This window comes from Streptomyces sp. a15, assembly GCF_059026085.1.
The window spans coordinates 1-20,900 of the sequence record NZ_JBWLKM010000026.1; the positions used below are offsets into that span (position 1 = coordinate 1).

Genomic DNA, 20,900 nt, shown 5'->3' on the forward strand with positions numbered 1-20,900 from the left:
TGGGTCTTTGGCCGGTGCGGCGAGGGTGCGTGCCGGGCGCCGTGGGTGCTGTGCGGGACTTTCGAAACACCCCCTAGTGCCGCGGCAGGCAACGTTTGCCCGTCAAGGAGCGGCGTCCGGTGCGTGCTCTCGGCGTGCCGGCCGGAAGGCCCCGTCGATGGCCTGGATGTACTTGGGCTTTCGGCCGGTGCGGCGAGAGTGCGTGCCGGGCGTCGCGACGGGGCGAGCGTTGCCTGCCGGGGCACTAGGCACTCTTGCGATGCCGTTCGTGGTGACGGGCGACGCGGGCACGGTTGCCGCAGGACGGCTTGCACCACTCCTGGCGCGGGTGCTCCTTGAGGAAGTACCGCACACAGCGCGGCGCGTGGCAGGCCCGCAGCCGCTGCCGCTCGGGACCGTCGAGAAAGGCGATCGCGGCGTGCGCGAGCACCGCGGTGAGCTCGCCTCCGCCTCGTACGGCCTCATGCCGTACGACGGGTTCGGCGTCGTCGGCCCAGTGCAGCACGGGGACGGTGGGCGTACGAGCGGCCGCCGCGTTGAGCCGCCGCACGGCCTCGGCGAGGGGCAGGAGGCGGGCCGCGTCGGCGGGGCTCGGTTCGGCGGGCCGTACCGCCCGGGCGAAGAGGGCGCGGACGGCGGCGCGCAGATCACGGACGGCGGCGAGAGCGGCCTCGTCGGCGACGAACCCGGCTGCCTCCGGCAGGGCGTCGGGGCGGGCCCGGACCCAGGCGGTGAGACCGGCGGGGTCGGACAGGTCGTCGGCGACTTTGCCGTGGCCGTCGTGCCGGATGGTCAGGGCGAGGTCGAGGACGAGGCGGGCATCGCTGCTGATCGTGGCCTGCATGGAGCTAATGATAGGCACGGCGAAATCCATTAAATGGGGGTGTCTCAGTCCTCCGGCGGGGCCGGCGGCACCACCGCGACCGGGCTCGCCGCGTGCAGCAGGACGGCCTGGGTGACGGAGCCCATCATGCGGGCGGGTGCCAGCAGGCGGCGTCGGTGGCGGCCGACGACGACCAGGTCGGCGTCCTTCGAGGCGGCGACGAGGTGACCGGCCGCGTCGCCCGGCGCGATGTACGGCTCGGCCCGGACATCGGGGTGCCGGGCACTGTGCGGGGCGAGGAAGCCCTCGGCGAGGGCCCGGGTCTCACTCTCGACGGCGTCCTGGTCGATCATCACCGGGAGGAGTTCGCCGGGGGCCGCCCAGCTCTGGATGGGCCACGGGTAGGCGGCGACGACCTGGAGGCGCGCGCCGCGCAGGGCGGCCTCGGTGAAGGCGAAGGCGAGCGTGGCCTCGTCGGGGCTGTCCACCTGGAGGCCGACGACCACACGGGGACCGGGCCCGGCCGGCGCGTCGCCGTGGACCTCGCGGCCGGGCCGGGGCACCACCACCACGGGGCACTCGGCGTCGCGGGCGGCGGCCATGCTGGTGGAACCGAGCAGCAGGCTGGTGAAGCCGCCGCGGCCCCGGGAGCCGAGCACCATCAGCTGGGCGGTGGAACCGAGTTCGGGCAGCAGGACGCCGATGGCCCCGTCCAGACCGACGTACTCCGTGTCGGGCAGGTCGGCCCGGTTCTCCAGAAGGGCGCGCACGTCCGCGAGCACCTGGTCGTCCGCCGGCGCCGGCGCCGCGACGACCGGGGCTCCTGGCTGGGTCCAGGCGGCGTACTGCCGCACATGGGCCACCCGCAGCGGCGCCGCGCGCCGACGGGCGGCGTCGAGGGCCCAGTCCAGAGCGCGCAGGCTGTCGTCCGAACCGTCGACCGCCGCGACCACCGGCAGAGTGCTCATGCGTTCCTCACCTCCGGAGACGACCTTCGCTTCCTGGGGTCAGCCTTGCTCAGCATCGGCCCCGGGAGAGCGCTCAAGGTCGCGTGTCCGGAAAAACGGTCGGAACACCGCCGGATCGGCCCGTCAGCTCACGCAGGTCACGTGAGGTCGAACTCCCCTTCCCTCGCTCCCGACACGAACGCGCCCCACTCCGCGGGTGTGAAGATCAGGGAGGGGCTTTCGGGCCGGCCGCTGTTGCGCATCGCGATGAATCCCTCGACAAAGGCGATCTGGACATCCCCCAGGCCACGGCTGCTGGAGTGCCAGTCGGCGTTGCTGAGGTCCAGCTCGGGCTTGTCCCAGCCCATGAGCGGCTGCTGCTGGATGGTGGTCTCGGCCACGTCCGTGCTCCTCCCGATTGCGTCGTCCGCGGCCAGCCTAGCGATCGGCCCCGGGTGCCAACAGGCCACGTGAGGGGGACCTTTCAGGAGGCGGGAGGCTCGGACCCCACGAGCCACATGGAGAAGAACTGGGATCCGCCGCCGTAGGCGTGCCCGAGCACCCGGCGGGCCCCCTCCACCTGGTGTTCCCCGGCCTGACCGCGCACCTGGAGGGCGGCCTCCGCGAAACGGATCATGCCGGAGGCGCCGATCGGATTCGTCGACAGAACGCCGCCGGACATGTCGACGGGCAGGTCCCCGTCCAGTTCGGTCACCCCGGACTCGGTGAGCTTCCAGCCCTCGCCCTCGTCGGCGAAGCCGAGGTTCTCCAGCCACATGGGCTCGTACCAGGAGAACGGCACGTACATCTCGACGGCGTCGATCTCCCGGCGCGGGTCTGCGATCCCGGCCTGCCGGTACACGTCGGCCGCGCAGTCCTTGCCGGCCTGCGGCGACACGGCGTCCTTGCCCGCGAACAGGGTGGGTTCGCTGCGCATCGCGCCGCCGTGCATCCAGGCGGGCGGCCGGGGCGAGCGGGCGGCTCCCGCGCGGTCGGTGAGGACCATCGCGCAGGCTCCGTCGGAGGAGGGGCAGGTCTCCGAGTAGCGGATCGGGTCCCAGAGCATGGGCGAGGCCTGGACCTTCTCCAGGGTGATGTCATGCTCGTGCAGGTGCGCGTACGGGTTCTTCAGCGCGTTGCGCCGGTTCTTGTACGCGACCAGGGAGCCGACGGTGTCGGGGGCGCCGCTGCGTCGCATGTAGGCGCGCACGTGCGGGGCGAAGAACCCGCCCGCCCCGGCCAGCAGCGGCTGCTGGAAGGGGATGGGCAGGGACAGTCCCCACATGGCGTTGGACTCGGACTGCTTTTCGAAGGCGAGGGTGAGCACGGTGCCGTGGACCCTTGCCGCCACCAGATTGGCGGCGACCAGCGCGGTCGACCCGCCGACCGAGCCCGCCGTGTGCACCCGCAGCATCGGCTTGCCCACCGCACCCAGCGCGTCGGCCAGGTACAGCTCCGGCATCATCACGCCCTCGAAGAAGTCGGGCGCCTTGCCGATGACGACGGCGTCGATGTCCGCCCAGTCCAGCTCGGCGTCGTCCAGGGCCCTTCGGGCGGCCTCCCGCACGAGCCCCGCGATGGACACGTCCCGGCGTGCCGCCACGTGCTTGGTCTGGCCGATGCCTACGACGGCCACGGGCTCCTTGCTCATCGTGGATCCCCTTCGAGTACGGCGACCAGGTTCTGTTGGAGGCAGGGTCCGGAGGTGGCGTGGGCGAGGGCCCGGTCGGACGCGCCGCGGTGGATGCGGGCGGCGGCCTCGCCGATGCGGATGAGGCCGGCGGCCATGACCGGGTTGGCGGCGAGGGCGCCTCCGGAGGGATTCACCCGCACGTCGTCGTCCAGCCGGAGAGCCTTGCGCAGGACGACCTCCTGCGAGCTGAACGGTGCGTGCAACTCGGCGGTGTCGACGGGCCGTTCGAAGGCACCCGCCTTTTCTGCGGCCAGTCGGGCGGACGGTGAGTCGGTGAGGTCGCGGACGCCGAGGCCGTGTGCCTCGATGCGGTGGTCGATGCCCCGGATCCAGGCGGGCCGCGCGCACAGGTCCCGGGCCCGGTCCCCGGCCGCGAGGACGACCGCGGCGGCGCCGTCGCCGACGGGCGGGCAGTCGCCGGTGCGCAGGGGCCGTACGACGTAGTCCCCCTGGGCCGCGGTGTCCGTCTCCGAGCTGCGGCTACGGGCCGCCACGGCGGCCAGGGCGGGCTCGTCCGTCGCACCCGTGTCGATGAGTGCCTGCGCCTGGAGGGCGGCCAGGGCGACGGAGTCGGGCCACAGGGGTGCCACGTAGTACGGGTCGAGCTGTCGGGTCAGGACGTCGCGGACGGAGCCGGGTGACGACTTGCCGTAGGAGTACACCAGGGCGGTGTCGGCATCGCCGGTCAGGAGCTTGGTCCACGCCTCGTACAGCGCCCACGCGCCGTCCATCTCGACATGGGACTCGGAGATCGGCGGCCAGGCGCCGACCCCGTCGAGGGCGAGGGTGAAGGAGAAGGCGCGGCCCGCGAGGTAGTCGCAGGAACCGGAGCAGGTGAAATCGATGTCCGCGGTCTTCAGGCCGGTGCGGTCGAGCACCTCGTGCAGGACGGGCATGAGCATCTCCACCTCGGAGAGCTCGTCGGCGGTGCGCAGGTGGCCGGTGTGCGCGAAGGCGACGACGGCGACATCCCTGAGTGGCTGCATCTACAACAGCTCCTTGTACGTCTCGTAGTCCGCGTCGGGTTCGCCGGTGGGCCGGTAGTGGTCGGGGTGGCGGGATCCTTCCGTCCACACGGGTTCGACGCGCAGGCCCATGCGCACCCGGTCGTAGGGGATGCCTCCGATGCGGCCGTGCAGGGCGAGGTCGGCGCCGTCGAGGGCGATGTGCGCGTAGACGTACGGCACCTCGATGTCGAGGTTCTTCGCCTTGATGTTGACGATGCAGAAGGTGGTGACCGTGCCTCGGGGACCCACTTCCACCTGTTCCGATGTCGCGAGACCACATGTGGGGCACGCACCCCTCGGCGGGACGTACACCTTTCGGCAGGACGGGCACCGCTCGCCGACGATGCGCCGGTCGCCGAGTGCGTGGATGTAGGCGGACTGGGCGCGGCCGGGCGTGTAGGTGTAGTCGAGGCGGGCCGGGGCGACGATGCCGGTGACCGGGTTCTCGAACTCGCCGGTGTGGCCCGTCGGGTCGGCCGGGTCGCCGTCGTACGGCTCGAAGCAGGCGATGTCGGTGATGGCTCCCGCGCGTTCGTCGGCCCAGCGGATGCGGACGCGCATGCCGGTGTGCACGGCGTCGGGGCCGGGGGCGTCGAGGGTGTGCAGCAGGGCGGTGTCGGCGCCGTCGAGGCGGACCAGGACCCAGGCGAAGGGGGTGGACAGGGGCTGGCCGCGGCGGGGGGCGTGGTTCCAGGCCCAGGTGGTGACCGTGCCGGTGGGGGCTACCTCGACAAAGCTGCCGAGGTCGCGGATCTCCTCGGCGGTGACGGGGTCGTACTCGACGGGTGGGACGAGCGTCCGGCCGTCGCCGGTCTTCACCCCGAGCACGACGCGTTCGCGCAGGCCGGTGAGGAAGGCGCTCTGGACGGGGCCGAGGGAGCGGGTGAAGGGGAACTCGACGACGAGCGGCGCTTTGAGGACTTCGGGCATCCCGGATGTCTCCTTCTGCGGGAGGTCGGACGCGCTGGTACGAGTGGTCAGGCGCGCTTGTACTCGGGCGGTCGTTTCTCCGCGAAGGCGCGGGCGCCCTCCTTGGCGTCGGCGGTGTCGAAGATCGGCCAGCCGCGCTCGAGTTCGGCGGCGAGTCCGTCGGCCTCGGTCATCTCGGCGGTCTCGTACACGGATGCCTTGACGGCCTCGACGGCGAGCGGGCCGCAGGCGTTGATGCGTTCGGCGATCTCGAGGGCCTTGTCGAGTGCCGTGCCGTCGGGGACGACGTGGCCGATCAGACCGATGCCCGCGGCCTCGCGGGCGGTGTAGGGGCGGCCGGTGAGGAGCATCTCCAGGGCGTGGGTGCGCGGGATCTGCCGTTGCAGCCGGACGGTGGAGCCGCCGATCGGGAACAGTCCGTGTTTGACCTCGAAGAGCCCGAAGGTCGCCGACTCGCCCGCGACCCGGATGTCGGTGCCCTGGAGGATCTCGGTGCCTCCGGCGACGCAGTACCCCTCGACGGCGGCGATCACCGGTTTGCGGGGGCGGTGGTGGCGCAGCATCGCCTTCCAGTGCAGGTCCGGGTCGGCCTTGAGCCGGTCCCGGTGCTGCTCGCCCTCCATTCCCCGGCCGGCGAGGGCCTTGAGGTCCATGCCGGCGCAGAACGCGCCGCCCGCGCCGGTGAGCACGATCGAGCGGACCTCGTCGGCCTCGTCGGCCTCGAGCCAGCCGTCGTACAGGCCGACGAGCATGGACAGCGAGAGCGCGTTCCTGGCGTCGGGCCTGTTGAGCGTGAGCACCAGTGTGGCGCCTTCGCGCCGCACGGTGAGGTGTTCCGTCCCACCCATTGCCCATCTCCCCTCTGAAAGAACGAGAACAGGTTGCAGGAGGCGCCTGGGCACTTCAAGGGTTTTCTGACACTCAGTCAGATTTCTTCGACGCGGACCCTTCACAGTTGCGGCCCCCTTTGCTCAGATGGCGGCGAACCGTCGAAGCACCAGGGCCCGTCCGAGGTCAGGAGGAGCGGTGGAGTACAACCTTGCCGACCTGTTCGAGTCGGTCGTCGACGTGGTCGCGGACCGCGAGGCGCTCGTGTACATCGACCACCCCGGTACGGGAGCGGAGCGCCGGCTGACCTACGCGGAACTGGACGCCGCCGCCAACCGCGTCGGCCACCATCTCCTCGACAGCGGGGTACGTCCCGGCGAGCATGTCGGGCTGCACCTCTACAACGGCGTCGAGTACCTCCAGACCGTGCTGGGGTGCCTGAAGGCGCGGATCGTGCCGGTCAACGTCAACTACCGTTACGTAGAGGACGAGTTGGTCTATCTCTACCGGGACGCCGATCTGGTGGCCCTGGTTTTCGACGCGGAGTTCACGGACCGGGTGGCGGCGGCGCTGCCGCACACGGACGCGCTGCGGCATCTGGTGCGGGTCGGGACGCCGGCGCCGGGGGCGGCCGAGGTGGCCGCCGTGGATTTCGCGGCGGCGGAAGCCTCCGGCTCCCCGGAGCGCGGGTTCCCCTCCCGGTCGGGCGACGACCAGTTCATCATCTACACCGGTGGAACCACGGGGATGCCCAAGGGCGTGATGTGGCGCCAGGAGGACCTGTTCTTCTCGGGGCTCGGCGGCGGCGCGCCGACCGGCGAACCGGTGAAGAAGCCGGAGGAACTCGCCGAGCGGGTCGCGGCCGGTGGTGCGGGGATCACCTTCTTCCCGGCTCCCCCGCTGATGCACGGCACCTCCACGCTCACCGCGTTCATCGGGTTCAACTTCGGTCAGCGGGTCGTGCTGCACCGCAAGTTCGTGCCCGAGGAGGTGCTGCGGACGATCGAGACGGAGAAGGTCACCAGCATGTCGCTGGTGGGCGACGCGATGCTGCGGCCCCTGATCGACGCGCTGGAAGGTCCGCTGAAGGGCACCGACATGTCGTCGATGTTCAGCGTGTCGTCGTCGGGGGCGATCATGTCGGACACGGTCCGCCGGCAGTTCCAGGCGCTCGTCCCGAATGTGATGCTGCTCAACAACTTCGGCTCCTCCGAGTCCGGCTTCAACGGTACGGCTACGGAGGACTCCGGCCCCGAGCGCGGCTTCCGCGTCCGCGTCAACTCCCGTACCCAGGTGGTCGATCCTGCGACGTACGAGCCGGTCGCGGTCGGCGAGGTGGGCCGGGTCGCGCAGTGCGGCCATGTGCCGCTCGGCTACTACAGCGACCCGCACAAGACCGCCGAGACCTTCTTCGAGAAGGACGGCGAGCGGTGGGTGCTGCTCGGCGACATGGCCACCGTCGACGAGGAGGGCGTGGTCACCGTCCTCGGCCGGGGCTCGCAGTGCATCAACACGGGCGGCGAGAAGGTGTATCCGGAGGAGGTCGAGCAGGCGCTCAAATCCCATCCGGACGTGTACGACGCGCTGGTCGCCGGGGTGCCGGACGTGAAGTGGGGCCACCATGTGGCGGCCGTGGTGCAGTTGCGCGAGGGGGCGGTCCGGCCGTCCCTGGAGGACGTCCAGGCGCACTGCCGGTCCCGGCTCGCCGGGTACAAGGTCCCGCGTCAACTGGTGATCACGGAGGCCGTGCGGCGCTCGCCCAGCGGCAAGGCGGACTACCGGTGGGCGCGGGAGGTGGCAGTGGCCGCGGACGGGTGAATCTCGGACCCGTGCGATTGAACCGAAGGTGACGTGCGGACGTACTGGTGATGGCAGGCTCGGCCCCAGGGCCATGTTTGCCATGCCATTGCACGACCGCACGGAAGGACCATCGGGTGTCGCTCTTCACTCGCTCTCGCCAACTGCCGGACACCGAGGGCGGGGCGGAGGCGGACGGTGACACCGCCGCGGCGGCAGAGGAGACGAGAGCGCCCCAGGAGACGGCACAGGAGACGGGAAAGCAGACGGGAGAGGACGTCGTCGAGCAAACCGGCGCCGTCGAAACGGCGGACTCACCGTCACCAGGCTGGTTCGGCTGGCGCCGTCGCTACCCCCGTACGGCACGCGGCGTGAGCGTGGGAACAACTGTGCTGGCCGGTGTGCTGGTGCTCGGCTCGCTGCTCATGCCCGCCCGGCTCGACCGGATCTCGCTCCAGTGGTTCCTCCGCATCCCCGCCGAAGCGATCCTGCTGGCAGGCGTGCTGCTCATGCTGCCTCCGAAGCCACGGCGGATCGCGAGCGTCGTCTCGGGGGTGTTCCTCGGACTGTTCACCGTCCTGAAGTTCCTCGACATCGGCTTCCGCCAGTTCCTGGCCCGGCCGTTCGACCTGGTCTTCGACTGGATTCTGCTGGAGGGTGCGACGGACTTCCTCAGGGAGTCGTTCGGCCGCTCAGGTCAGGTGCTCGCGGTGACCGGGGTGATCGTCCTGATTGTTGCCGTGCTCGTGCTGAGCACGCTCGCCGTGGTGCGGCTGACGAACGTGATGGCCCGAAACCGACCCGTGGCCGTCCCCACGGTCCTCGTCCTCGCCACCGCGTGGATCACCTGCTTCACTCTGGGCGTGCAGTTCGGCGGTCTCGCGGTCGCCACCAAGGGCAACACCGAATACCTCGCCAACCGTGTGCAGCAGGTGCGCGACGGCCTCGGGGACGCCCAGGTCTTCAAGAAGCAGGCCGCCGTCGACGCCTTCGCCGACACACCGCCCGACCAGCTGCTGACCGGACTGCGCGGCAAGGACGTCCTGTTCACCTTCGTCGAGAGCTACGGCCGGGTCGCGATCGACGACCCGGAGATGGCACCGGAGATGGACGCGACCCTCAAGGAGGGCACGAGCAGGTTGGAGGCGGCCGGGTTCGCGTCGCGCAGCGCCTGGCTCAGGTCGCCGGTGACGGGGGCCGGCAGCTGGCTCGCCCACTCGACGTTCCTGTCCGGCCTGTGGGTCAAGAACCAGCAGCGGTACGGGAGTCTGACCACGGGCGACCGGGCGACCCTCACCAGCTACTTCCAGAAGACCGGTGACTGGCGCACGGTCGGCATCGTCCCGGGTGTGCGGAAGGCCTGGCCCGAGGGCAAGTTCTTCGGCCTCGACCACATCTACGACTCCGAGCACCTCGGCTACCAGGGCCCGTACTTCAGCTGGACGCCCGTGCCCGACCAGTTCAGCCTGGAGGCCTTCGAACGCCTGGAGCACGGCAAGAAGAACCGTGACCCGATCATGGCCGAGATCATTCTCGCCTCCAGCCACAACCCCTGGTCCCCCAACGCGCGCATGATCGACTGGGAGGACCTCGGTGACGGTTCGGTCTTCCACCAGATCAAGAAGGAGGGCACGAACCCCACGCAGGTGTGGAAGGACCAGAAGCGCGTGCGCACCGAGTACCGCAAGTCCATCCAGTACTCCGTCGACAGCCTGACCGAGTGGGTCGAGCGCTACGGCGACGACGACACCGTCCTCGTCTTCCTCGGCGACCACCAGCCCGTCCCGACCGTCACCGCGGGCGACACCAGCAAGGACGTGCCGATCACGATCGTCGCCCGCGACCAGAAGGTGCTCGACAGGATCTCCGACTGGGGCTGGACGGAGGGCCTCAAGCCCGCCGAGAACGCTCCGCAGTGGGGCATGGACAAGTTCCGCGACCGCTTCATGACGGCGTACGCCAAGTGAGGTTCACGCCGCCAGGAACGCCTCCACGACGGCGAGGAACTCCGCCGGCCGGCTCTCGTGCACCAGATGCCCGGCGTCGATCGTCACCAGGCGGGCGTCGGCAAGGGGTTCGGCGAGCGCGGTGACCTGGTCCTGCGGTATCAGGCTGGTCGGCCCGCCTGCGATGAGCAGCGTCGGCATGGTGATCCGCCCCATGTGGTCCCACCACACAGGATCAGGGGCGTTGCGCTGTGCGTCGGTGGCCCGCACCATGGCCCAGTCGAACGGCAGGGCTCCGTCGGGTCGTTCGGTGGGCGCTCGGGGTGGATCGAGGGGCAGCGGCGCGGTACGTCCTCCAGGACGAGGCGGCGTACCACCTCGGGCGCATGCTGCTGCGAGCAGGCAGGCGACGGCACCTCCCAGTGAGTGCCCGACGACGTCGACGCGGCCGATGCCGAGGCCGGTGAGGAAGGCGAGGACGTCGTCGCGCATGGCCTCGTACGCGTACGCCTCCTGCCCGGCACCCGGTTGCGTGCCCGGCCAGTCGCTGTGCCCGTGGCCGCGCAGGTCGGGGGCGTAGACCCGGCGCGGGCGCGGTCCCGTGGCGAGTCGCTCGGCGACCGGCGTCCAGTCGGCGCCGTCGGCTCCGCGGGAGTGGAGCAGGAGGACGGGCGGCGCGTCCTCGGCGCCCCAGGTGCGGTACGCGAGGGTGATGCCGTTCGCCTTGAGGGTGTCCATGCCGGGCAACGTAGCCAGAGGGGCACCGGGTCACACGGTTACTCTGCCGAGGGCAGAGAGACCTCGTCTCCGTCCAGGAACGCGACGGCACGCCGTACGAACCACTCCGGGTCGTCCAGCCAGGGGTAGTGCCCCGCGCCGGGCTGGACCGCGAACTCGGCGTTCGGGAACACCTCGGCGGATCGGCGGGCGAGTTCGGGCCGCGGGCCGCCGTCGAGCTCGCCGGCGAGGACGAGGACGGGCGAGTCCAGGCTCGCGAGGGCGGTCCGGGTCGTCGGCGGGTCGTAGGCGCCCTCGGAGCCGTACCGGTCGGCGGCCTCGTCGTTGCACTGCTCGTCCGCGCGGGCGTCGTGGGCCTTCGCCGCCTCGTCCCAGCGCCCGTAGAAGAAGGGCAGGAACGCCGGGTCGAAGTCACCCTTTCCTGCCACCCAGGCCTCGAAGGCGGGGAACGCCTCCTCGAACCACGGCTCATCCGCCCGCAGCCGCGCCGCGGCCAGCCGGTCCTCGCCCGTCGCCGGCATGCCCAACGCCCAGGGTGTCGCCGTGACCAGCACCAGCCGCCCCACCCGCGCCGGGTACCGGGCCGCGTACAGCATGGCCAGACTCCCGCCCGCCGAGTGCCCGAGCACGTCCATGTGCGCGAGCCCCATATGGGCCCGCAACGCCTCCACATCGTCCACGAGCCGGTCGCACCGGTAGGTCGCCGGATCCGCCGGCACCGCGGAGCCACCGGTTCCGCGCAGGTCGAGCAGCACCAGCCGCCGATGCACGGCGAGTCCCCCCAGATCCCCGAGATAGCCGGAGGCACGCATCGGCCCTCCGGGCAGCACGACGAGCGGGGTGCCCTCGCCCCGGACGTGGTAGGCGAGTTCGGTCCCGTCGGGCGCGGTGAAGGTCGGCATGGCACCGATCATGGCGACCGCCCGCCGCACCCGCAACGGAGTTCCTCAGAGGGCGAAGGGCCGGTAGGCCAGAGCCGCGTCGACTATGCGTTGTGCCGAGGCGCCCTCGAGGTCGGCGGGCGGATGGAAGATCAGGTCGGCCGCCGCCGGGTGCGCCACGTTCGTCTCGAACAGCCGCAGGAAATAGTCCTGTTCCGGCTCCGACACCGCCTCCGACTCCGACTCCGACTCCATAACTCTGCGGACGATCTCCACGAGTTCGTCCCGCGTGATGTCCGGCACCCGCGGACACACCGGACGCCCCGCCTCCACCGCGAAGTCGTGCGTGCTTCGTGATCCGAAGTGGGCGAGGAAGTCGTACGGCCCGTACTCGTGCCCGGTGTCCGCGTTGAACGCAGGCGATCGCGCAGCAACTCCGGTCTCAGATCCACGGCCCCATTCTCCGCCGCGCCACGCCGAGAAAACCCGAACCGCCCCCTTGCCTCGGCCCGGGTGTCCTGGATTACTGATCCCGAACACCTCGACCGAATGATCGGTCGCCTGGATTGTCACGCTTGGTGAGGGTGAGGTGCCGATGGTGGACGCGACGGATGTGTCCGGCTCGACGGACCGGTTCGACTCGGGAGAGCGGCTCGACGAAGCGGCGTTGCGGGCACTGCAGTTGGAGCGGTTGCGGAGATCGCTGCGGCACGCCTACGACAACGTGCCGTTCTATCGCCAGTCCTTCGACAAGGCCGGGGTTCGTCCGGAGGACTGCCGCTCCCTCGCCGACCTGGCCCGCTTTCCGTTCACGACCAAGGCGGACCTGCGCGAGAACTATCCGTACGGGATGTTCGCCGTACCCCAGGACCGGATCCGGCGCATCCACGCCTCCAGCGGCACCACCGGCCGCCCGACCGTCGTCGGTTACACCGAGGGCGACCTCTCCCTGTGGGCCGACATGGTGGCCCGTTCCCTGCGCGCGGCAGGCGCACGGGCCGGGGACAAGGTGCATGTGGCGTACGGATACGGGCTGTTCACCGGAGGGCTGGGCGCGCACTACGGGGCCGAACGGCTCGGCTGTACGGTCATCCCCGCGTCCGGCGGTATGACGGCCCGCCAGGTCCAGCTGATCCAGGACCTCGGGCCCGAGATCATCATGGTCACGCCGTCGTACATGCTGACGATCCTCGACGAGTTCGAGCGGCAGGGCGTCGACCCGCGCGGCACCTCGCTGCGGGTGGGTGTCTTCGGGGCCGAGCCCTGGACCGAGCGGATGCGGCAGGAGATCGAGGAGCGGTTCGCGATCGACGCGGTGGACATATACGGGCTGTCGGAGGTGATGGGCCCGGGGGTCTCGCAGGAGTGCGTGGAGACCAAGGACGGACTGCACGTGTGGGAGGACCACTTCTTCCCCGAGGTCGTCGACCCGATCACCGGTGAGGTGCTGCCGGACGGCGAGCGGGGCGAGCTGGTCTTCACCTCGCTCACCAAGGAGGCGATGCCGGTCGTGCGGTACCGGACGCGGGACCTGACGCGGCTGCTGCCGGGTACGGCCCGGGTGTTCCGGCGGATGGAGAAGGTCACCGGCCGCAGCGACGACATGGTGATCCTGCGCGGGGTGAACCTCTTCCCCACCCAGATCGAGGAGATCGTGCTCCGCACACCGGGTGTCGCCCCCCACTTCCAGCTCCGGCTCACCCGCGAGGGCCGCCTCGACGCCCTCACCGTGCGGGCGGAGGCCCGGCCCGACGCCACGCCCGAGGACCGGGACACGGCCGCGCGGGCCATCACGGCGGCCGTGAAGGGCGGCACCGGTGTCTCGATCGCCGTCGAGATCGTGGATCCGGAGTCGCTGGAGCGGTCCGTGGGCAAGATCCGGCGGATCGTGGACCTGCGGACGGGCTAGGGGGTGTCGAGGTCAGTGGCCCGCGAACCGGTCCCGCAGCTCCCGCTTGAGGATCTTCCCGCTCGCGTTGCGCGGCAGCTCGTCCACGAACACCACCCGCTTCGGTGCCTTGAAGTGGGGGAGCTTCTCGCGGGCGTGGGCGATGAGGTCCTCCTCCGTGACCTCGCCGCGCGGGACGACGACCGCCGTGACGGCCTCGATCCACCGCTCGTCGGGCAGGCCGATGACGGCGGCCTCGGCGACGGCGTCGTGGGTGTAGAGCGCGTCCTCGACCTGGCGTGAAGCGATCACCACGCCACCGGAGTTGATGACGTCCTTCACCCGGTCGACGATCGTGAAGTAGCCGTGGGCGTCACGCACCGCGAGGTCGCCGGAGCGGAACCAGCCGTCGCGGAAGGCCTCGGCCGTCTCCTCGGGCTTGTCCCAGTAGCCCTCGCACAACTGCGGGGAGCGGTAGACGATTTCGCCGGGCGTGCCGTCGGGCACGTCCTTGCCGTCCTCGTCGACCACGCGGGCGTCCACGAAGAGGACGGGACGGCCGCAGGAGTCCATGCGGCCCTTGTGCTCGTCGGGAGCGAGGACGGTGGCCAGGGGGCCGATCTCGCTCTGCCCGAAGCAGTTGTAGAAGGCGAGTTTCGGGAGGCGTTCGCGCAGCCGCTCCAACACGGGCACCGGCATGATCGACGCGCCGTAGTACGCCTTGCGCAGACCGCTGAGGTCACGGGTCGGGAAGTCCGCACGGTTCGTCAGGCCGATCCACACCGTGGGCGGGGCGAACAGGCTGTCCGCGCGGCCGGTCTCGATCAGTTCGAAGAGGCGGTCGCCGTCCGGCGCGTCCAGGATGATGTTGGTGGCTCCCACCGCGAGGTAGGGCAGCAGGAACACGTGCATCTGCGCCGAGTGGTACAGCGGCAGCGAGTGCACCGGCCGGTCGCCCGCGCTGAGGTCGAGGGCGGTGATCGCGCTCAGGTACTCGTGCACCAGGGCGCGGTGCGTCATCATCGCGCCCTTGGGCAGCGCCGTCGTCCCGGAGGTGTACAGCAGCTGCACCAGGTCCTCGCTGCGCGGTTCGGGACCGTCGTACGCGGGTGTCGTGGCCAGCCGTGCCAGCAGGGAGTCCTCGGCGTCGCGCAGGGGCAACGTAGGGACCTCGCCGGGAAGTTGTGCGGCCAGGTCGGGGTCGGTGAGGACCAGGCTGCTGCCGGACTGGCCGACCAGGTACGCCAGGTCGTCGCCGGTGAGGTTCTGGTTGACCGGCACGTGCACGAGGCCCGCGCGGGCGCAGGCGAGGAAGCCGATCAGATAGGCGTCGGAGTTGTGGCCGTAGGCGCCGACCCGGTCGCCGGGGTCGAGGCCCTGGTCGAGCAGGAGGCTCGCCGCGCGGGACACGGCCTCGTCGAGTTCCTCGTACGTCCAGGAGCGGTCACCGTACTCCACCGCCACCCGTGCCGGGGTGCGTCGGGCGCTGCGTCGCAGCACCCCGTCAACCGTGCTGCCGTGTCCGGGCGTCATGACACATGATCCTCGGTCCGCGGAAGAAGGAGGTCAAGCACCGGGGAACCGCTGTCGAACTCGCCGCACTTCAGCGGCCAGACCCGGTCGTTCTCCGGCGAGCGCTGATCGTGTGGTCCCGTCCCGCCCGGGGCGGGACCACAGGTCCCGTCAGGCGGGGACGTGGCCGAGCTTGTCCGGGTTGAGGACCACGTAGATGCCGTCGATGCGGTCGTCACGCACGTCGATGGTGACGAGCTGGGCGATGCCGTCGACGGTGATCGAGAGGGCGGGGCGGCCGTTGACGTCCACGCGGCGCGGTGTGCCGTAGGGGTAGCGGGCAACCAGGTCCGCGGCGAAGGGGATGACCTGCTGGCCGCCCTCGATCGGCCACAGGGCCGCCCGGACCTTGCCGCCGCCGTCGTTCCAGGCGACGACGTCCTCGGTCAGCAGCCCGGTCAGCCGGGACACGTCGCGGCTCTGCGCGGCCTCCAGGAACCGCGCCAGCAGCTTGGCGTGGTCCTCCTCACAGAGCGCGAACCGGTCGCGTCCGGCGGCGAGCCGACGGCCGGTGCGCAGATGCAGTCGGCGGCAGTTCGTCTCGGTGGCGTCGAGGATGCGGGCGATCTCGCCGTACGGAAGTTCGAGGGCCTCGTGCAGCACGAAAACCGCGCGTTCCTGGGGTGACAGACGCTCCATCAAGTGGACGGTGGCATAGGCGACCGTGCTCCGCAGCCCGGACGTGTCCAGCGGGCCCAGGGCGTCGGTGGCCACCGGTTCGGGCAGCCAGGGCCCGGTGTACGTCTCGCGGGTCACCTGGGCCGACTTGAGCCGGTCGAGGGCGAGCCGCGCGACGACGGTGACGAGGAAGGCCCGGGGGGCGTGGGTCTGGGCGGGCTCGGTGCCGGTCCATCGCAGGTGGGCGTGGTGGACGATGTCCTCGGCGTCCCCCATGGTGCCGAGCAGCCGGTAGGCGAGCCCGAGCAGCAGGGGACGGTAGGTCTCGAACTGCTCGGTCGCCGGCTCCGGGGTATCCAATTTCCGTGTCCTTCCCAGTCGTTCGGTGCGGTGGTCGCCGTCGGTGCGGGGTCCCAGTCAACTCCGCCGCGTCCCCGTCGCGCCACTCGGCGTAACGGGAACGCGGGTCGGGAGTGCGGGCGGCGTGCGCGGTCCGCCCCGCGCACGCCGTTCATGACGGCCGGCCGCCGACGAGGGGTCCGTCGGCACTGCAGCTCGGCTCAGGAAGGTCCGGCAGGTCACACGGGGCGGGTACGGCCCTCCCAGTACGGCTCCCGCAACCGGCGCTTGTACAGCTTGCCGTTGGGGTCCCGGGGCATCTCCGTGATGAAGTCGACGCTCTTGGGCCGCTTGTACCCGGCGAGTTGCCCGGCGCAGTGGTCGAGGAGCGCGGCGGCGAGGGCGGGGCCCGGCTCGAAGCCGGGGGCGGGTTCGACGACGGCCTTGACCTCCTCGCCCCAGTCTTCGTGCGGGATGCCGAAGGCGGCGGCGTCGGCGACGGCGGGGTGGGCGAGCAGGGCGGACTCGATCTCGGCCGGGTAGATGTTGACGCCGCCCGAGATGATCAGGTCGATCTTGCGGTCGCGGAGGAAGAGGTAGCCGTCCTCGTCGAGGAGTCCGAGGTCGCCGACGGTGAAGAAGTCGCCGATGCGGTTCTTGCGCGTCTTGGCGTCGTCCTTGTGGTATGAGAAGCCGCCGGTGTTCATCTTCAGGTACACCGTGCCGAGTTCGCCGGGCGGCAGCCGGTTGCCGTCGTCGTCGAAGACCGCGAGCTCGCTGATGGGCCAGGCCTTGCCGACGGTGCCGGGCTTCTTCAGCCAGTCCTCGGTGGTCGCGAAGGCACCGCCGCCCTCGCTGGCCGCGTAGTACTCCTCCACACAGTGGCCCCACCAGTCGATCATGGCTCGTTTGACGTGGTCAGGGCAGGGGGCGGCGCCGTGGATGGCGTGCCGCATGGACGAGACGTCGTAGCGCGCCTTGATGTCGTCCGGGAGGGCCAGCAGCCGGTGGAACTGGGTCGGGACCATGTGGGTGTGCGTGCACTTGTGGGTGTCGATGAGGCGGAGCATCTCCTCGGGCGTCCACTTGTCCATCAGGACCAGGCGGTGGCCGATGTGCAGCGACGCGCCGGCGAACTGGAGTACGGCCGTGTGGTAGAGCGGCGAGCAGACGAGGTGCACGTTGTCGTCGAACGGCCGGATGCCGAAGATGCCGAGGAAGCCTCCGAGGTACGCCTCCTCGGGGGCTTTGCCGGGCAGGGGGCGCCGGATGCCGCGCGGACGGCCGGTGGTGCCCGAGGTGTAGTTCATGACCCAGCCGAGGGTGCGGTCGGCGGGCGGCGACTCCGGTTGTCCGTCGAGGAGTTCGGCGTACGGCCGGAAACCCTCGACCGTGCCGACGGCGTATCGGTGGGTGGCGGGGAGGCCGGCCTCGTCGGCGGCATGGCGGGCGGGGCCGGCGAACCGTTCGTGGGTGAGGAGCACCTTGGCGCCGGAGTCGGAGACGATCCAGGCGATCTCGGGGCCGACGAAGTGGTGGTTGACGGGGACGAGGTAGAAGCCGGCCTGCGAGGCGGCGAGGTACGCGGTGAAGAACTCCACGCCGTTGGGCAGGACGACGGCGAAGGCGTCACCGCGTTCGAGCCCGGCGGCGCGCAGCCCGTGCACCAGCCGGTTGGCCTCGGCGTGCAGCCGACCGGCGGTCCACTCCTCGCCGTCGGGCGCGACGAGGACCCCGCGCTCGGGGTCGGCGGTGGCCTGGGCCCAGAATCCGATCGGGGGCTGAGTCACTCCTGGCTCCTTCCAGCGATCCGGTTGACGCGGTCGACGGCCTCCTCGAAGCCGCGCGTGAGGTCGTCGAAGACCTCCTGGACGCTCCGTTCGCTGTTCATCCGGCCGACGATCTGCCCGACGGGCGTCCCGAGCAGCGGCTCCACCTCGTACTTCTGGATCCGCGAGACCGCCTCGGCGACCAGCAGTCCCTGCAGGGGCATGGGGAGCGTGCCGGGTCCGTTCGGGTCGTCCCAGGCGTCGGTCCATTCGGTACGCAGCTGTCGTGCGGGTTTCCCGGTCAGCGCGCGCGAGCGGACGGTGTCGCCGGATTCGGCCGCGAGGAGCTTCTGGGTCAGGGCGCTTGAGTGCAGGTCGGCTTCGGTGGTGGTCAGCCACAGGGAGCCGAGCCACACGCCTTGGGCGCCGAGGGCGAACGCCGCGGCCACCTGCCGGCCACTGCCGATACCGCCGGCCGCGAGGACGGGCAACGGGCCGACGGCGTCGACGACTTCGGGCGTGAGCACCATCGAGGCGATCTCGCCGGTGTGGCCGCCCGCCTCGTAGCCCTGCGCCACGACGATGTCGATGCCCGCGTCCGCGTGCTTGCGGGCGTGCCGGGCGCTGCCCGCGAGGGCGGCGACGAGGACGTCCTGGTCGTGGGCGCGCTCGATGACGTCGGCGGGCGGCGAACCGAGCGCGTTGGCCAGCAACTTGATCGGATAGTCGAAGGCGACGTCCAGCTGGTTGCGGGCGACCTGCTCCATCCAACCGGTGATGCGCCAGCCGGAGGCCTCGCCCTCGGCGAGTTCGGGGACTCCGTACTTGGCGAGGGTGTCCTTGACGTACTGGCGATGTCCCTCGGGGATCATCGCCTCCACGTCCGCCTCCGTGACGCCCTCGACCTTCTTGGCGGGCATGACGACATCCAGCCCGTAGGGCATGCCGTCGACGTTCGCCTCGATCCAGTCCAGGTCGCGTTTGAGGTCGTCGGGGGCCGTGTAGCGGACCGCGCCGAGCACTCCGAAGCCGCCGGCCCGGCTGATGGCCGCGGCGACGGCGGGGAACGGCGTGAAGCCGAAGACGGCGTGCTCGACTCCCAGTGTCTTGCTCAGCTCCGTCTGCATGGGCGCAGGATGCCGCAGTCGCCCCGACGACGGAAGAGCCTTTCTGATGCTCCGTCAGATTTCTGGACTCCGCAGCAGCCCGCGCCTACGCCCGCATGCCCCGTTGACACACCGCACACCTGACACGAAAGTTTCACAGCGCAAGGTGATCCCGGAAAGATACTTTCAGGCAGCGGGAGGTACACCCATGACGGAAGACGCGGCGGGCAACGGGGCGGGCAGAGCGACGGACGGGCCCAGGCCGGGGCTGAACCGCCGTCAACTGGGCAGACGCGCCCTGGCCCTGGGCGGCGCGCTGGCCATCGCCCCCTTCCCCGCGGGCCCGGCGTCCGCCGCCCCGCGGACCGCGCACCCCACGCTGCGCCGCGGCTCCCCCGAGAGAGCCGGTCTGCTCCCCGCCCACCTGCGTCAACTCGTCACCGACGCCGAGGCGTTCCTCGCCCCCTCCCCCAAGCACCCCTGGTACGCGGGCGCCGTGCTGCTCGCCGGGCGCGGCTCCACCGTGGCGCTGCATCAGCCCATCGGCATGGCGGTGCGCTACCGGGCGTACGACGAGAAGACCGACACCGGCGTCGAATTCCCGGCCGACCAGCAGATTCCCATGGCCGAGGACACCGTCTTCGACCTCGCCTCGGTGTCGAAGCTGTTCACGTCGATCCTCGCCGTGCAGCAGATCGAGCGGGGCGCGCTGGCGCTGGAGGGGAAGGTCGCCGGGTACCTCCCGGAGTTCGGCGGGGCGGGCAAGCAGGACATCACGATCCGTCAGCTGCTCACCCACACCTCGGGGTTCCGCGCCTGGATCCCGCTGTACAGCGCGCCAACCTACGACGAGAAGCTCCAGCTCATCTGGAAGGAGGCGCCGCTCAACCCGCCCGGCTCCACCTACCTCTACTCGGACCTGAACCTGATCTCGCTGCAGCTGGTGCTGGAGCGGATCACGGGCCGCCCGCTGGACACACTGCTCCACGACGAGGTCACCGCCCCGCTCGGCCTGCACCACACCCGCTACAACCCGCCCGCCTCCTGGAAGCCACGGATCGCCGCCACGGAGGACGCGCGGGCGCCCTGGTCGGGGCTGGCCCGGGGACTCGTGTGGGGCGAGGTGCACGACGAGAACGCCTTCAGCCTCGGCGGCGTCGCGGGCCACGCGGGCGTCTTCTCGCACGCGTGGGACCTGGCCGTCCTGGGCCGCACGCTGCTCAACGGCGGCTCCTACGGCCGGACCCGCATCCTGCGGCCGGAGTCGGTGGAGCTGATGTTCACCGACTTCAACACCGCCTTCCCCGGCGACGAGCACGGCCTCGGCTTCGAGCTCTACCAGCACTGGTACATGGGCGCGATGGCCACCCCGCGCACGGCCGGGCACACCGGCTTCACCGGCACCTCGCTGGTACTCGACCCGACGACCGACTCCTTCCTCGTGGTGCTCGGCAACTCCGTTCACCCGGTGCGGAGTTGGCGGTCCGGTTCCGCTCCCCGGGTCGCCGCGGCGAACAACATGGCACGCGCCGTGCCGGTCCGCCCCGCGTACGGACGTACCGCCTGGTTCTCCGGAACGGCGAGTTCCACCACCGCCACCCTCGCACTGCCCGCGCTCGACACGAGCTCGGGCACCGCACGGCTGCAATGCGCGCTGTGGTGGGACACCGAGCCCACGGCCGATGTGCTCGTCCTGGAGGCCACGACGGACGGCGGCACGACCTGGCAGCCGGTCCCCTTCACGACCACCCGCCACGGGGACGCACCGCGGGCGCACCCGGCAGGGACCGTCACCGGCTGGTCGGGGCGCGTCTGGCACCGGCTCGCGGCGGACCTCCCGGCGGCCCGGCAGGTGAGCCTGCGCTGGCGGTACGCCACCGACCGGCTGTACGTCGGCCGCGGCGTCTACGTCGACGGGCCGCGGGTCGAGACGGCCGACGGTGTCCTCTTCGACGAGGCACGTCCGGCGGACGCGGCGCGGATCGAGGCGAAGGGCTGGACCGCGTCCGCGGACTGAC

Annotated in this window: 18 protein-coding genes; 4 read left to right on the forward strand and 14 right to left on the reverse strand. The window is 71.0% G+C overall.

Annotated features, from left to right (window positions below; translation table 11 throughout):
* Positions 1-244 precede the first annotated feature (244 nt).
* The 7 genes from AC5P09_RS25360 to AC5P09_RS25390 form a co-directional block, all read right to left on the reverse strand.
* Entirely contained in the window at positions 245-844 is a 600-nt protein-coding gene (locus AC5P09_RS25360; protein ID WP_493876076.1) for a CGNR zinc finger domain-containing protein, read from the reverse strand.
* 44 nt (positions 845-888) lie between these two features.
* Positions 889-1,791, reverse strand: coding sequence for a universal stress protein (locus AC5P09_RS25365; RefSeq protein ID WP_493876077.1), 903 nt, complete (start codon positions 1,789-1,791; stop codon positions 889-891).
* Positions 1,792-1,928: 137 nt separating this feature from the next.
* On the reverse strand, positions 1,929-2,171 hold the full coding sequence (locus AC5P09_RS25370) for a DUF397 domain-containing protein (RefSeq protein WP_053749912.1): 243 nt from the start codon (positions 2,169-2,171) through the stop codon (positions 1,929-1,931).
* An 83-nt stretch (positions 2,172-2,254) separates the two neighbouring features.
* Positions 2,255-3,421 carry a thiolase family protein gene (locus AC5P09_RS25375; RefSeq protein ID WP_493876078.1) on the reverse strand — a complete coding sequence of 389 codons (1,167 nt, stop codon included), beginning with the start codon at positions 3,419-3,421 and terminating at the stop codon, positions 2,255-2,257.
* Entirely contained in the window at positions 3,418-4,449 is a 1,032-nt protein-coding gene (locus AC5P09_RS25380) for a thiolase family protein (RefSeq protein ID WP_493876079.1), read from the reverse strand. The genes AC5P09_RS25375 and AC5P09_RS25380 overlap by 4 nt, the downstream gene beginning before the upstream one ends.
* A complete protein-coding gene (locus tag AC5P09_RS25385; protein WP_493876080.1) occupies positions 4,450-5,400 on the reverse strand; it encodes a Zn-ribbon domain-containing OB-fold protein in 951 nt (316 codons plus the stop codon). It lies immediately after the preceding gene.
* Positions 5,401-5,447: 47 nt separating this feature from the next.
* A complete protein-coding gene (locus tag AC5P09_RS25390; protein WP_493876081.1) occupies positions 5,448-6,248 on the reverse strand; it encodes a crotonase/enoyl-CoA hydratase family protein in 801 nt (266 codons plus the stop codon).
* Positions 6,249-6,426: 178 nt separating this feature from the next.
* On the opposite strand from AC5P09_RS25390, the gene AC5P09_RS25395 reads away from it, so the two are divergent.
* Entirely contained in the window at positions 6,427-8,046 is a 1,620-nt protein-coding gene (locus tag AC5P09_RS25395) for an acyl-CoA synthetase (RefSeq protein WP_493876082.1), read from the forward strand.
* Between the two features lie 116 nt (positions 8,047-8,162).
* On the forward strand, positions 8,163-9,992 hold the full coding sequence (locus tag AC5P09_RS25400) for an alkaline phosphatase family protein (RefSeq protein ID WP_493876083.1): 1,830 nt from the start codon (positions 8,163-8,165) through the stop codon (positions 9,990-9,992).
* Positions 9,993-9,995: 3 nt separating this feature from the next.
* Here AC5P09_RS25400 and AC5P09_RS25405 read toward each other — a convergent pair whose 3' ends face one another.
* The 3 genes from AC5P09_RS25405 to AC5P09_RS25415 are packed head-to-tail and all read right to left on the reverse strand — an operon-like array spanning position 9,996 to position 11,893.
* The gene (locus AC5P09_RS25405) at positions 9,996-10,709 is read right to left on the reverse strand and encodes an alpha/beta fold hydrolase (protein WP_493876084.1); all 714 of its coding nucleotides are present in this window, start codon (positions 10,707-10,709) and stop codon (positions 9,996-9,998) included.
* 38 nt (positions 10,710-10,747) lie between these two features.
* Positions 10,748-11,611, reverse strand: coding sequence for an alpha/beta fold hydrolase (locus tag AC5P09_RS25410; RefSeq protein ID WP_493876085.1), 864 nt, complete (start codon positions 11,609-11,611; stop codon positions 10,748-10,750).
* Positions 11,612-11,656: 45 nt separating this feature from the next.
* On the reverse strand, positions 11,657-11,893 hold the full coding sequence (locus AC5P09_RS25415; protein WP_493876086.1) for a bacteriocin immunity protein: 237 nt from the start codon (positions 11,891-11,893) through the stop codon (positions 11,657-11,659).
* 292 nt (positions 11,894-12,185) lie between these two features.
* Between AC5P09_RS25415 and paaK the strand changes: the two genes are divergently transcribed.
* Positions 12,186-13,499 carry a phenylacetate--CoA ligase PaaK gene (paaK, locus tag AC5P09_RS25420; protein ID WP_493876087.1) on the forward strand — a complete coding sequence of 438 codons (1,314 nt, stop codon included), beginning with the start codon at positions 12,186-12,188 and terminating at the stop codon, positions 13,497-13,499.
* A 12-nt stretch (positions 13,500-13,511) separates the two neighbouring features.
* Here the strand turns inward: paaK and AC5P09_RS25425 are convergent, their stop codons facing one another.
* The 4 genes from AC5P09_RS25425 to AC5P09_RS25440 form a co-directional block, all read right to left on the reverse strand.
* Positions 13,512-15,011, reverse strand: a complete 1,500-nt coding sequence (locus AC5P09_RS25425) for an acyl-CoA synthetase (protein WP_493876088.1) — start codon at positions 15,009-15,011, stop codon at positions 13,512-13,514.
* 150 nt (positions 15,012-15,161) lie between these two features.
* A complete protein-coding gene (sigJ, locus tag AC5P09_RS25430) occupies positions 15,162-16,028 on the reverse strand; it encodes an RNA polymerase sigma factor SigJ (RefSeq protein WP_493876089.1) in 867 nt (288 codons plus the stop codon).
* A gap of 218 nt (positions 16,029-16,246) precedes the next feature.
* Positions 16,247-17,797, reverse strand: a complete 1,551-nt coding sequence (locus AC5P09_RS25435; RefSeq protein WP_493876090.1) for an acyl-CoA synthetase — start codon at positions 17,795-17,797, stop codon at positions 16,247-16,249.
* Complete coding sequence (locus AC5P09_RS25440) at positions 17,794-18,903, reverse strand: NAD(P)H-dependent flavin oxidoreductase (protein ID WP_493876091.1); 1,110 nt, start codon at positions 18,901-18,903, stop codon at positions 17,794-17,796. Before AC5P09_RS25440 ends, AC5P09_RS25435 begins: the two co-directional genes overlap by 4 nt.
* Before the next feature lie 187 nt (positions 18,904-19,090).
* On the opposite strand from AC5P09_RS25440, the gene AC5P09_RS25445 reads away from it, so the two are divergent.
* Positions 19,091-20,899, forward strand: a complete 1,809-nt coding sequence (locus AC5P09_RS25445; protein WP_493876092.1) for a serine hydrolase domain-containing protein — start codon at positions 19,091-19,093, stop codon at positions 20,897-20,899.
* Position 20,900: the final 1 nt, after the last annotated feature.